The organism is Streptomyces sp. NPDC004284, assembly GCF_042874035.1.
Lineage (GTDB): Bacteria > Actinomycetota > Actinomycetes > Streptomycetales > Streptomycetaceae > Streptomyces.
Window position 1 is genome coordinate 130,025 of sequence record NZ_JBIAMJ010000015.1, and the last position, 12,907, is coordinate 142,931.

General features: G+C 70.8%; 12 protein-coding genes. 9 read left to right on the forward strand and 3 right to left on the reverse strand.

From position 1 onward, the window contains the following. The first annotated feature begins 125 nt into the window (after nucleotides 1-125). Nucleotides 126-887 carry a MerR family transcriptional regulator gene (locus tag ACFYUS_RS30360; RefSeq protein WP_388859046.1) on the forward strand — a complete coding sequence of 254 codons (762 nt, stop codon included), beginning with the start codon at nucleotides 126-128 and terminating at the stop codon, nucleotides 885-887. 52 nt (nucleotides 888-939) lie between these two features. Here ACFYUS_RS30360 and ACFYUS_RS30365 read toward each other — a convergent pair whose 3' ends face one another. Next, nucleotides 940-1,308: a YbjQ family protein gene (locus ACFYUS_RS30365; RefSeq protein WP_388859049.1), complete on the reverse strand. Its 369-nt coding sequence runs from the start codon at nucleotides 1,306-1,308 to the stop codon at nucleotides 940-942. A 152-nt stretch (nucleotides 1,309-1,460) separates the two neighbouring features. On the opposite strand from ACFYUS_RS30365, the gene ACFYUS_RS30370 reads away from it, so the two are divergent. Further along, nucleotides 1,461-2,165: a DedA family protein gene (locus ACFYUS_RS30370; RefSeq protein ID WP_388859052.1), complete on the forward strand. Its 705-nt coding sequence runs from the start codon at nucleotides 1,461-1,463 to the stop codon at nucleotides 2,163-2,165. Between the two features lie 9 nt (nucleotides 2,166-2,174). Here ACFYUS_RS30370 and ACFYUS_RS30375 read toward each other — a convergent pair whose 3' ends face one another. Beyond that, on the reverse strand, nucleotides 2,175-3,848 hold the full coding sequence (locus ACFYUS_RS30375) for a threonine/serine exporter family protein (protein WP_388859054.1): 1,674 nt from the start codon (nucleotides 3,846-3,848) through the stop codon (nucleotides 2,175-2,177). A gap of 127 nt (nucleotides 3,849-3,975) precedes the next feature. After that, a complete protein-coding gene (locus tag ACFYUS_RS30380) occupies nucleotides 3,976-4,467 on the reverse strand; it encodes an inorganic diphosphatase (protein ID WP_388859057.1) in 492 nt (163 codons plus the stop codon). Nucleotides 4,468-4,569: 102 nt separating this feature from the next. Here ACFYUS_RS30380 and dacB point away from each other — a divergent pair, with 102 nt between their 5' ends. The 7 genes from dacB (at nucleotide 4,570) to ACFYUS_RS30415 (ending at nucleotide 12,905) form a co-directional block, all read left to right on the forward strand. Beyond that, the gene (dacB, locus tag ACFYUS_RS30385; RefSeq protein WP_388859060.1) at nucleotides 4,570-5,964 is read left to right on the forward strand and encodes a D-alanyl-D-alanine carboxypeptidase/D-alanyl-D-alanine-endopeptidase; all 1,395 of its coding nucleotides are present in this window, start codon (nucleotides 4,570-4,572) and stop codon (nucleotides 5,962-5,964) included. Nucleotides 5,965-6,023: 59 nt separating this feature from the next. Continuing rightward, complete coding sequence (locus tag ACFYUS_RS30390) at nucleotides 6,024-7,163, forward strand: zinc-dependent metalloprotease (protein ID WP_388859063.1); 1,140 nt, start codon at nucleotides 6,024-6,026, stop codon at nucleotides 7,161-7,163. Between the two features lie 208 nt (nucleotides 7,164-7,371). Then, nucleotides 7,372-8,370, forward strand: a complete 999-nt coding sequence (gene tilS / locus ACFYUS_RS30395) for a tRNA lysidine(34) synthetase TilS (RefSeq protein WP_388859066.1) — start codon at nucleotides 7,372-7,374, stop codon at nucleotides 8,368-8,370. 41 nt (nucleotides 8,371-8,411) lie between these two features. Next, entirely contained in the window at nucleotides 8,412-8,951 is a 540-nt protein-coding gene (gene hpt, locus ACFYUS_RS30400) for a hypoxanthine phosphoribosyltransferase (protein WP_116165458.1), read from the forward strand. Nucleotides 8,952-9,122: 171 nt separating this feature from the next. After that, nucleotides 9,123-11,141: an ATP-dependent zinc metalloprotease FtsH gene (ftsH, locus tag ACFYUS_RS30405; protein ID WP_388859069.1), complete on the forward strand. Its 2,019-nt coding sequence runs from the start codon at nucleotides 9,123-9,125 to the stop codon at nucleotides 11,139-11,141. Nucleotides 11,142-11,240: 99 nt separating this feature from the next. Next, nucleotides 11,241-11,846: a GTP cyclohydrolase I FolE gene (gene folE, locus ACFYUS_RS30410; RefSeq protein WP_388859072.1), complete on the forward strand. Its 606-nt coding sequence runs from the start codon at nucleotides 11,241-11,243 to the stop codon at nucleotides 11,844-11,846. Between the two features lie 69 nt (nucleotides 11,847-11,915). After that, on the forward strand, nucleotides 11,916-12,905 hold the full coding sequence (locus ACFYUS_RS30415; protein WP_388859075.1) for a hypothetical protein: 990 nt from the start codon (nucleotides 11,916-11,918) through the stop codon (nucleotides 12,903-12,905). The last annotated feature ends 2 nt before the right edge of the window (nucleotides 12,906-12,907 follow it).

Genomic DNA, 12,907 nt, shown 5'->3' on the forward strand with positions numbered 1-12,907 from the left:
CGCCCCACCATAAGTGAGCAAAAGGGACCTAACACCCCGAACGGTGTCAGGGGTGGGACTTGCACCTCACGTCGCGTCAGGACCCAGGCTGAACGGCGTACCGACAGAGAGAGGGCGGACGGCCGATGGGCTACTCCGTGGGACAGGTGGCCGGCTTCGCCGGGGTCACGGTGCGCACCCTGCACCACTACGACGCGATCGGGCTGCTCTCGCCGGGCGGCCGCAGCACGGCGGGCCACCGCCGCTACGACGACGCGGACCTCGACCGGCTCCAGCAGATCCTGTTCTACCGGGAGCTCGGCTTCCCCCTCGAAGAGGTCGCCGTCCTCCTCGACGACCCGCACGCCGACCCGCAGGAGCACCTGCGGCGCCAGCACGCGCTGCTGACCGAGCGGATCGGCGAGCTCACGAGGATGGCGGCGGCCGTCGAGCACGCCATGGAGGCGAAGAAGATGGGCATCAACCTCACGCCCGAGGAGAAGTTCGAGGTCTTCGGGGACAAGGACCCCGAGCGCTACGCCGAGGAGACCGCCCGCCGCTGGGGCGGCTCCCACTCCCACGAGCAGGCCCAGGCGCGTGCCGCCGGGTACGGCAAGGAGGAGTGGCAGCGGATGAAGGACGAGGTGGACGCCTGGGGCGCCGCCTACGCCGCCCTGATGGCCGAGGGCGCGGACCCGGCGTCCGAGGAGGCGATGGACCTCGCCGAGGCCCACCGCCGCCACCTCACCACCTGGTTCTTCGAGTGCCACCCGAGGACCCACCTGGAGCTCGCCGAGATGTACGTCGCCGACGAGAACTTCCACGCGTTCTACGAGGCGATCCACCCCGGCCTCCCCGAGCACCTGCGGGAGGCCGTCCGGGCGAACGCCGCCCGCCGCACGGCCTGACCGGAGCGGGCCCGGGCGCGCGGCCCGACCGGAAGGCCCGCGAGCGGCGGCCTCAGGCGCGCGGCGCGATCACCACGGCCGTGCCGTACGCGCACACCTCCGTGCCCACGTCCGCCGCTTCCGTCACGTCGAAGCGGAACATGAGCACGGCGTTCGCGCCGCGCGCCCTCGCCTGCTCCACCAGGCGCTCCATCGCCTGGTTGCGGGTCTGCACGAGGGTCTTCGTCAGGCCCTTCAGCTCACCGCCGATCATCGACTTCAGGCCGGCGCCGATCTGGCTGCCCAGATGGCGGGAGCGGACGGTGAGGCCGAAGACCTCACCGATCACCTGCCGGACCTCGTAGCCCGGCACGTCGTTCGTCGTCACGACCAGCACCTCGGGGTGCGGCCCCTGGCCGCCCCCGTACTCGTCGATGCCCATCGGCATGCACCTCCTGACCCCCCACCCTCAGGGGCGGGGGCCCGGTCCGCATCCCGTGGGGACCGGGTGGAACCGGGGGCGATCGGCCCGCGTTGATAGCTTGGGGCCAGCCGTCCCCCCAAGCCCCCACCGACCGCAGGAGCCCGGAACCCGTGAACACGCTTGCCCTCGGACCGAGCTGGCTGGATCCGGACTATCTGATCGGGACCTTTGGTCTGATCGGGGTCCTGGTCATCGTCTTCGCCGAGTCCGGCCTCCTCATCGGGTTCTTCCTGCCCGGCGACTCGCTGCTCTTCACCACCGGCCTGCTCGTCACCACCGGCAAGCTCGACAAGCCGCTGTGGCTGGTCTGCACCCTGGTGGTGGCCGCCGCCGTCCTCGGCGACCAGGCCGGCTACCTCTTCGGCCGCAAGGTCGGCCCGGCCCTCTTCACGCGCCCCGACTCCAAGCTGTTCAAGCAGGAGAACGTCGAGAAGGCGCACGAGTTCTTCGAGAAGCACGGCCCGAAGTCCCTCATCCTGGCCCGCTTCGTCCCCATCGTCCGGACGTTCACGCCGATCATCGCCGGCGTGAGCCGGATGAACTACCGCTCGTTCCTCGTCTTCAACCTCATCGGCGGCCTGCTGTGGGGCGCCGGCGTGACCCTGCTCGGCGCCTCCCTCGGCAACGTCGAGTTCGTCCACAAGCACATCGAGATGATCCTCGTCGGCATCGTCCTGATCTCCGTCATCCCGGTCGCCATCGAGCTCCTCCGCGCCCGCTCCCAGGCCAAGAAGAACCCGCCGCAGACCGCCGACCACGACACCCCCGGCATCCCGGCCCCGCAGCCCTCCCGCGGCCGCCACGCCAAGCGGTAGGACCCGAAGCTAGAACCCCCGGGTGCGCTTCGCCGCGCGCCGCGCCGCCGCCGCGCCCGGGGCCTGCATGAAGAGGCGGGCCAGCTCGCTCCCCAGGTTCACGCCGATCGCGATCGCCAGGGCCAGCGCCGCCGCCTTCGCCAGGGAGGCGAAGCCCTGGTCCAGATTGTGCTGGGCGATCGCGAGCACCCCGAAGTACGTCGCCGAACCGGGCAGCAGCGGCCCGATCGCCGCCGTCACGTACGGCAGCGACGAGGTGTGGCGGTAGCGGGCGATCAGCTGCCCGAAGAGTCCCACCAGACCGGCCGCCACCGCCGTCGCCATCACCGCCGAGCCCCCGGCGGTCACCGCGATCGACGCGTAGACCACCCACGCCACCCCGCCGTTCAGCGTCGCGAACAGCACCGTCGCCCGCGACTGCTGCAGCAGGATCGCGAAGGTCGCGCACAGCACCATCGACGCCAGGATCTGCACCACCGGCCGCTCCACCGGCCGCAGCACCCCCTCCGGGTTCAGCTGCGCGTCGAACTGCACCGCGAGGTACAGCACCGACAGCACGCCCACCACGATCGCGACGAAGAGGTACGCGACCTCCAGGAGCCGCGCCGAGGCCGTGATGTAGAAACCGGTCAGACCGTCCTGCACGGCCGCCACGAGCGCCCGCCCCGGGATCAGCGCGAACAGGCCACCGGTGATCACCGCCGACGGCCGCAGATCCGCGTGCAGCAGCGTCAGGAGCACCCCCATCGCCGCCGGCGGCATCGCCGCCACCAGGAACTGGTAGAACTCCGGCATCCCCCGCCCCGCGAACAGCCACGCCAGCCGGTCGCCGAGGACCGCGCCGAGCGCCGCCACCAGGAAGACCGTCGGACCGCCGCCGAGCAGCACCGAGGCCGCCCCGGCCAGCACGCCCGCCGCCGCCGTCAGCACCCAGCCCGGATACGGGTGCCGGTTCCGCCGGATCTCCGCGAGCCGCCGGTACGCCTCCTCCGGCGTCACCTCGTGCGCCCGCGCGTTGATGTCCGAGAGCAGCTGGTAGACGGCCGCGAGCCGCGTGTAGTCCGTACCCCGGCGGCGCACCGTCCGGTTCGCCGTGACCGGGTCGTCCACCAGCGAGGGCTGATAGGTGACCGACAGCAGGGTGAACGTCACCGTCGGCTCCACCCGGTCCAGCCCGTACGAGCGGCAGATCGCGAACATCGCCGCCTCGACGTCCTCCGCGCCCTCCCCGCCCGCGAGCAGCAGTTCGCCGATGCGCAGGGTCAGGTCGAGCACGCGCGGCACCGAGGGCCCGGACTCGTCCTCCTTGCGCGGCGCCTCCGGCACCGGCCGCTCACCCACCGGCAGCCGCAGCATCGTCCGCATCCGGTCCTGCCACGGAGCGTGCTGCGGAAGCAGCGACAGGGGGACCCCGTACGCCGGGGTGAACGCGGGCGGCGAGTCCTTCGCCGAGTACGTGGACGGCGGGGCGAACGCCGAACCCTCCGTCTCCTGCGGCGGCTCCGGCGTCAGACCCGACGGCAGGGCGAACTCGGAGGTCGGATGCTCCTCCTCGGGCGGCGCGGGCTGCTCCACCCCGGCCGGCGGCACGAACGCGCTGCGCGCCTCGTCCGACTGCGGCTTCCGGTCCTCAGGCGCAACGTCCTCAGGAGCCTCCTCGGGGCCCTCCGGCTCCGCCACCACTCTCTCCGCCTCATCCCCAGGGAATCGTGGATTCCAGTATGAAGGTATGAAGGCGCCACGAATGCGCGAAAGGCGGTGCACCCCCCAGGGGCGCACCGCCTTTCGCGCGATCAGAAGCGAGCCGGACTCAGTGGCCGCCCTGCTCCTTGAGGCGCGCGAACGACTTCTCGATCTCGGCCTCGGCCTCGGCGCGACCGACCCAGTCGGCACCCTCGACCGACTTGCCCGGCTCCAGGTCCTTGTAGACCTCGAAGAAGTGCTGGATCTCCAGGCGGTCGAACTCCGCCACGTGGTGGATGTCCCGCAGGTGCTCCATGCGCGGGTCCGTCGCCGGCACGCACAGCAGCTTGTCGTCGCCGCCGGCCTCGTCCGTCATGCGGAACATGCCGATGGCGCGGCACTTGATGAGGCAGCCCGGGAAGGTCGGCTCGTCGAGGATGACGAGCGCGTCCAGCGGGTCGCCGTCCTCGCCGAGGGTGTTCTCCACGTAGCCGTAGTCGGTCGGGTAGGCCGTCGACGTGAAGAGACGACGGTCCAGGCGGATGCGACCGGTCTCGTGGTCGACCTCGTACTTGTTCCGCGACCCCTTCGGGATCTCGATGAGAACGTCGAACTCCACGGGTGGCTCCTCCTGAATCAACACAAGTGAATGCTCGCGACGACGCGCGGTGATTAAGTGTCCCTCACGCACGTGTGTGATCGCGAAAGGGGCTGGTCAGCAATGCCGGAGCCGAGGACGTGGCAGTTCACGGCGGGCTCCGCCGCCCTCGGTCTCGTCCTGGCCGCCGCGGCGGTCACCGCGGCCGGACCATGGGACGGAGGCCAGCGTACGGCCGAGCGGGCCCGCGCCGCCGCCCCCGCGGCGGGTGGCGCGCATCACGCCGCCCCCGCGAAGCCGGCCGCCGCCCCCCGCCGCCCCGCGCCCGCCCCCAGCGCCCCCGGCGTCCTCACCCCCCTGCACGCCCCCGCCGGACGCACCGCCGACCTCGCCGCCGTCCTCGTCCCGCTCCTCGCCGACCCCGGCCTCGGCCCCCTCCGCACCGCCTCCGTCGTCGACACCGCCACCGGCAGGCAGCTCTACGGCGAGGGCGCCGGCACCCCCATGACCCCCGCCTCCACCGTCAAGATCGCCACCACTGCCGCCGCGCTCTCCGCCCTCGGCCCCGAGCACCGCATCCCCACCACCGTCACCGCCGCCCCCGACGGAAAGAGCGTCACCCTCACCGGCGGCGGCGACCCCACCCTCGACCCCGCCCGCCTGAGGGCCCTCGCCGCCGACACCGCCCGCGCCCTCAAGGCCGCCGGCCACACCTCCGTACGCCTCGCCTACGACACGAGCCTCTACCGGGGCCCCGCCCTCCACCCCATCGGCCCCAACGACAACCTCGCCCCCGTCGTCGCCCTCATGACCCGCGAAGGACGCCTCGACGACAGCCGCAGCGGCCCCGCCCCCCGCACCGCCGACCCGGCCGGCGACACCGCCCGCGCCTTCGCGGACCTCCTCACCCGGGCCGGGATCAAGATCGCCGGCGACCCCGCCCCCGGCCGCACCCCCCAGGCCGCCCCCCTCGCCCGCACCTGGTCCGACCCCCTCGCCGACCTCGTCGAGCACACCCTCACGAACAGCGACAACGACCTCGCCGAAGCCCTCGCCCGGCAGACCGCCCTCGTCCGCAAGCAGCCCGCCAGCTTCACCGGCGCCGAGAAGGCCGTACGCGACGAACTCACCCGGCTCGGCGCCCCCGTCGCCGGCGCCCGCTTCGCCGACGGCAGCGGACTCGACCGCCACGACCGCGTCTCCGCCGCCCTCCTCACCGACCTCCTCACCCGCGCGGCCGACCCCGCCCGCCCCACCCTGCGCCCCCTCCTCACCGGGCTCCCCGTCGGCGGCTTCACCGGCACCCTCGCGAACCGCTACGGCACGGCACCCGCCGGCCTCGGCCTCGTCCGCGCCAAGACCGGCACCCTCACGGGCGTCAACACCCTCGCCGGGACCGTCGTCACCCCCGACGGACGCCTCCTCGCCTTCGCGTTCCTCGCCGGCCGCACCCTCTCCCCGTACGAGGCACAGCCCGCCCTCGACCGGCTCTCCGCCGCCCTCGCCGGCCGCAAGTGAGCCCACACGCCCCGCCTCGAACCCTCACCGAACAGGCCCCGAGCCCGTACGGTTGACACATGACGAGCATCGGTGGCGCAGGCACATCCGGGATGGTCGACTGGAACCTCGCGGTCGCGACCGCGACCCGCCTCGTGCGGCCCGGACCCGAAGTCAGCCGCGACGAGGCCCGCGAGGTCGTCGCCGAACTCCGCAGACACGCCAAGGCCTCCGAGGAACACGTCCGCGCCTACACCCGGATGATCCCCGAAGGCACCGAACCGCACGACACCCCCGTCCTCGTCGTCGACCGCGCCGGCTGGATCAAGGCCAACGTCGCCGGCTTCCGCGAGCTCCTCACCCCGCTCCTCGGCAAGATGCAGGAACGCCGCTCCGGCAGCGCCGGCAGCGCCGTCCTCGGCGCCTTCGGCGGCAAGGTCACCGGCGTCGAACTCGGCATGCTGCTCTCGTTCCTCGCCTCCCGCATCCTCGGCCAGTACGAGACCTTCGCCCCCGCCACCCGCGACCTCCCCGCCGGCGCGAACGGCGGCGGACGCCTCCTCCTCGTCGCCCCCAACATCGTCCACGTCGAACGCGAACTCGACGTCTCCCCCCACGACTTCCGGCTCTGGGTCTGCCTCCACGAGGAGACCCACCGCACCCAGTTCACCGCCGTCCCCTGGCTACGTGACCATCTCCAGGGCGAAATCCAGTCGTTCCTGGCCGCCACCGACGTCGACCCCGGCACCGTCGTCGAACGCCTCCGCGAGGCCGCCCAGACCCTCGCCGGCGGCCGCCCCGAGGGCGAGGAGGGCGAACCCTCCCCCTCCCTCGTCGAACTCGTCCAGACCCCCGAACAGCGCGAGATCCTCGGCCGCCTCACCGCCGTCATGTCGCTCCTCGAAGGCCACGCCGACTACGTCATGGACGGCGTCGGCCCCCAGGTCGTCCCCTCCGTCGCCGAGATCCGCGAGAAGTTCCAGGCCCGCCGCGCCCGCGGTGCCTCCCGCCTCGACCTCGCCCTGCGCAAGCTCCTCGGCCTCGACGCCAAACTCCGCCAGTACCGCGACGGCGAGCGCTTCGTCCGCGCCGTCGTCGACCAGGTCGGCATGGACGGCTTCAACCGCGTCTGGACCTCGCCCAACACGCTCCCCACCAAGACCGAGATCGCCGCACCCGCCGACTGGATCGCGAGGGTGCACCGTAAGGCAGACTCCTGAGACAGGAGCGGCACACGACACCAGAACACGTCAGGACCCCCCACCAATCACCCATCCGAGGGACCCTGGGCATGGGGTGAGGCGTGCAATGCTCGGGTAACGGCCGGGTTTCTGTCACCATCGACGCACTCTGAGTGACCGAACCCCCCTTTCCGACCGTTAAGACTCCGACCGAGGCACCCCACCCCCATCACGAAGGGCACCGGACATGGGTCCCCATCCTGCGGTCGCGGCGATACGCCTGGCGGTCCGCCGCGTACTCCACGACGTCCTCACCGACCACACCACCGACGACGCGCCGCTGGTGCTCGTCGCCTGCTCCGGAGGCGCCGACTCCATGGCGCTCGCCTCCGCCCTCGCCTTCGAGGCCCGCAAACTTCCCGTGCGCGCCGGCGGCATCACCGTCGACCACGGCCTCCAGGACGGCTCCGAGGGCCGCGCCGCCGAGGTCGCCGGACGCATGACCGCCCTCGGCCTCACCCCCGTCGAGGCCGTCACCGTCACCGTCGGCCGCGAAGGCGGACCCGAGGCGGCCGCCCGCGACGCGCGGTACGCCGCGCTCGACGCCGCCGCCGAGCGCCACGGCGCCGCCGCGATCCTCCTCGGCCACACCCGCGACGACCAGGCCGAGACCGTCCTCCTCGGCCTCGCCCGCGGCTCCGGCATCCGCTCCCTCTCCGGCATGGCCGCCGTCTCCGGCACCTCCGGCCGCTACCGGCGCCCGTTCCTCCAGCTCGACCGCCAGACCGTCCGCAAGGCCTGCATCGCCCAGGAACTCGCCGTCTGGGACGACCCGCACAACAGCGACCCCGCCTACACCCGCTCCCGGCTCCGCCACGAGGGCCTCCCCGCCCTGGAGAAGGCCCTCGGCAAGGGCGTCGTCGAAGCCCTCGCCCGAACGGCCCAGCTCTCCCGCGACGACGCCGACGCCCTCGACACCTGGGCCGCCGACGCCGAGACCGCCGTACGCGACGAGGCGGGCGCCCTCGAATGCGCCAAGCTCTTCGGGCTGCCCCCCGCCGTACGCCGCCGAGTCCTGCGTCGCGCCGTGATCGCCGAGGGCGCCCCCGCCGGCTCCCTCTTCGCCCGCCACATCGAAGAAGTCGACCGCCTCATCACCGGCTGGCGCGGTCAGGGAGCCATCAACCTGCCCGGACGCGTCGAAGCCCGTCGGCAGGGTGGCAGACTTGTCATCCGGCAAGGCTGACGCACGCTGCAACGAAAGTGACCCGGGTGAACGAGAAGGACATGGGCACCGACCTCCAGTCGGTGCTCATCACCAAGGAAGAGATCGACGCCAAGCTGGCAGAGCTGGCCGCGAAGATCGACGCGGAATACGCGGGCAAGGACCTGCTCATCGTCGGCGTCCTCAAGGGCGCCGTGATGGTGATGGCGGATCTGGCTCGCGCCCTTTCCACCCCCGTCACCATGGACTGGATGGCCGTCTCCTCCTACGGCGCCGGCACCCAGTCCTCGGGCGTCGTCCGGATCCTCAAGGACCTCGACACCGACATCAAGGGCAAGCACGTCCTGATCGTCGAGGACATCATCGACTCCGGTCTGACCCTGTCCTGGCTCCTGTCGAACCTCGGCTCGCGCGAGCCCGCCTCCCTCGAGGTCGTCACCCTCCTGCGCAAGCCGGAGGCCGCGAAGGTCGCCATCGACGTCAAGTGGATCGGCTTCGACATCCCCAACGAGTTCGTCGTCGGCTACGGCCTCGACTACGCCGAGAAGTACCGGAACCTTCCGTTCGTCGGCACGCTCGCCCCGCACGTCTACGGCGGCTGAGACCCCCGCTGTACGGGGAACCCGCACCGCCTTCCCTCCGTTGAACCACGGGAAGGCGGTCGCGGGCGACGATGCTGAGGTACCGTCCGAAGAACAGCTTTTTCACATAGCAGCTCTCACAGCAGCATTTACCTACGGGCAGGAGGGACGGGGCGTACTCGCTCCGTATGGATGGACGTGAAGCGATACTTCCGTGGGCCGGTCATGTGGATCGTGCTGGCCGTCCTCGCCGTGGTCGTGCTGATGCAGGTCGTCGGCTCGTCCGAGGGCTACAAGACGGTGGACACCGGCCAGGTCGTCCAGGCGATCGACAAGAACCAGGTCAAGCAGGCAAAGATCACCACCGGTGACGAGCAGATCATCAAGATCGACCTCGTCGACGGTCAGAAGATCAACAAGAGCGACAAGGTCCAGGCCAGCTACATCGGCACCCAGGGCGCGGACCTCGCCGACAAGCTCCAGGAGAAGTTCGAGGCCGGACAGATCGAGAAGGGCTACACCGTCTCCCCGACGAAGCAGTCGCCCTTCGTCTCGATCCTGCTCTCGCTCCTCCCCTTCGTCCTCATCGTGGTCGTCTTCCTCTTCCTGATGAACCAGATGCAGGGCGGCGGCTCCCGCGTCATGCAGTTCGGCAAGTCCAAGGCGAAGCTCATCACCAAGGACACCCCGAAGACCACCTTCGCCGACGTCGCCGGCTCGGACGAGGCCGTCGAGGAACTCCACGAGATCAAGGAATTCCTCCAGGAGCCCGCGAAGTTCCAGGCCGTCGGCGCCAAGATCCCCAAGGGCGTCCTGCTCTACGGCCCGCCCGGAACCGGCAAGACGCTCCTCGCGCGCGCCGTCGCCGGCGAGGCCGGCGTGCCGTTCTACTCGATCTCCGGCTCCGACTTCGTCGAGATGTTCGTCGGCGTCGGCGCCAGCCGCGTCCGCGACCTCTTCGAGCAGGCCAAGGCCAACGCTCCGGCGATCGTCTTCGTCGACGAGATCGACGCCGTCGGACGCCACCGCGGCGCCGGCCTCGGCGGCGGCCACGACGAGCGCGAGCAGACCCTCAACCAGCTCCTCGTCGAGATGGACGGCTTCGACGTCAAGGGCGGCGTCATCCTCATCGCCGCCACGAACCGCCCCGACATCCTCGACCCCGCGCTCCTGCGCCCCGGCCGCTTCGACCGGCAGATCGCCGTCGACCGCCCGGACATGCAGGGCCGCCTGGAGATCCTCAAGGTCCACCAGAAGGGCAAGCCGGTCGCCCCGGACGTCGACCTCTCGGCCGTCGCCCGCCGCACCCCCGGCTTCACCGGCGCGGACCTCTCCAACGTCCTCAACGAGGCGGCGCTCCTCACCGCCCGCGGCGACCAGAAGCTGATCGACAACAAGGCGCTGGACGAGGCGATCGACCGCGTGGTCGCGGGCCCGCAGAAGCGGACCCGGATCATGTCGGACAAGGAGAAGAAGATCACCGCGTACCACGAGGGCGGCCACGCCCTCGTCGCGGCGGCCTCGCCGAACGCCGACCCGGTCCACAAGATCACGATCCTCTCCCGAGGCCGGGCCCTGGGCTACACCATGGTCCTCCCCGACGAGGACAAGTACTCCACCACCCGCAACGAGATGCTCGACCAGCTCGCCTACATGCTGGGCGGCCGCGCGGCCGAGGAGCTCGTCTTCCACGACCCGACCACGGGCGCGGCGAACGACATCGAGAAGGCCACCGCCACGGCCCGCGCGATGGTCACCCAGTACGGCATGACCGAGCGGCTCGGCGCCATCAAGTTCGGCGGCGACAACACCGAGCCCTTCCTCGGCCGTGAGATGGCGCACCAGCGCGACTACTCGGAAGAGGTCGCGGCGCTGGTCGACGAAGAGGTCAAGAAGCTCATCGAGACCGCGCACAACGAGGCCTGGGAGATCCTCGTCGAGAACCGCGACGTCCTCGACAACCTGGTCCTCGCCCTCCTGGAGAAGGAGACGCTGGGCAAGGAGGAGATCGCCGAGATCTTCGCCCCCATCGTCAAGCGCCCGGCCCGCCCGGCCTGGACCGGCTCCGCCCGCCGCACCCCCTCCACCCGTCCCCCGGTCCTCTCCCCCAAGGAGCTGGCCCTGACGAACACCGCCAACGGCACGGCCACCCCCTCGGTCGACACCACCAAGGGCATCGACATCGCCCCCGTCGACAACCCCGAGGACTGACCTCCCCGGCACCCCGGAATGGATGCCTCGCCCCCACAGGTTCTAGCCTGTGGGGGCGCGGCTTTTCTCGCGCACACAGGCAGACGGAACGAGGCAGAGATGACCGACCCGGTGACGCTGGACGGCGAGGGCACGATCGGCGAGTTCGACGAGAAGCGCGCCGAGAACGCCGTACGAGAGCTCCTCATCGCGGTCGGCGAGGACCCGGACCGCGAGGGGCTCAAGGAGACGCCAGCGCGTGTGGCACGGGCGTACAAGGAGCTTTTCGCGGGGCTGTGGCAGAAGCCCGAGGAGGTCCTGACGACGACGTTCGACCTCGGGCACGACGAGATGGTCCTGGTGAAGGACATCGAACTGATGGCCACCTGTGAACATCATTTGCTGCCATTCCATGGCGTAGCTCACATTGGTTACATTCCGGCCGAATCAGGCAAGATCACCGGACTGTCCAAGCTGGCCCGCCTTGTCGACGTCTTCTCCCGGCGCCCGCAGGTTCAGGAGCGTCTGACGACGCAGATCGCCGACTCGCTGATGGAGATCCTGGAGGCTCGCGGCGCGATCGTCGTCATCGAGGCCGAGCACATGTGCATGACGCTGCGCGGAGTCCGCAAGCCGGGCGCGAAGACGACGACCTCGGCGGTGCGTGGCCAACTTCGTGACGCTACTACACGCGCTGAGGCTATGTCCCTGATATTGGCCCGCTAGTAGCGGACTGTCCGGCTTGCTCCATAGCGTCCTTGACCAGCGGAGTTCAACGCTGATCAAGGGGGCGGTATGGGGTACGGACCGACCAGCAACATGCTGGTCAACCTGGTCGACGGCTGCGCGCGGGCCAAGAACGTGGTTCCGGGCAGCGTGATGTGGACGCTGGACAGCGACCGGACGGTGCAGACCACGGCCGTGGACGTGACGGCGGTGAAGGGGCGGCAGGCCGTCGACGTGGTCACGGACCACATGACCTTCACCGCCGGTCCGGACCTGCTCCTGCTCACGCCGGACGGCTGGACGCAGGCGGCGGACACGGCGGGGACGACGATCGCCTGGACGTACGCGAAGAAGCTGTGCCGGGAACGGCTGATGATCAGGCCGGGGTATGAGTTCGGCTACTTCGTCGGCGCCACGTGTGCCGACGGGACAGTCGGCAAGAACTACGTGTCGCTGGTCGTGAATGAGGAGGCGTTCGCGACGCGCTATGCGACGGCTCTGACGGCCTGCACGGGCCTGCTGGCTCGTCTGGAGGCGGTGACCCGACCGTCCGGCTATCTGAAGCGCGACCTGCCCGGCTTCCGCGTGCGGGTCGTCTCCTCGTACCTCTCCGACGCGCTGCGGCACTACGTGGGCGGGGATGCCCACCACATGCGGCAACGCTTCCCCCGGGTGGTTCTCCGCGACATCGACACGTTCAGCGGGTTCCTCGACGGATACATCGAGGGCGACGGCTGCCGGATCAAACAGTGGCCCGGGCGGATGATCGTCAGCGCCAATGTTCCGTTCCTGGCTGAAATCGCTCCCATCATCGGAGCGCGGTTCACTCCGGCGGCGAAAGGGGTCTCACAGCTCTGCGTGTCGGACCGCTGGCAAAGTCGCGGCACCTTCACCCCCGAGCACCACCGCCTCGACCCACCCGAGTCCTCCTGGATCCAGGTCCACGAGGTCCGCCCCCGCCCCGCGCTCGGCACCAAGCCCTTCACGTTCTACGGCTACCGGCTCTCCCCGTACCCCACCTTCCTGGTGAACGGGCACCTCGCGCGGGAGCCCTGGTGAGG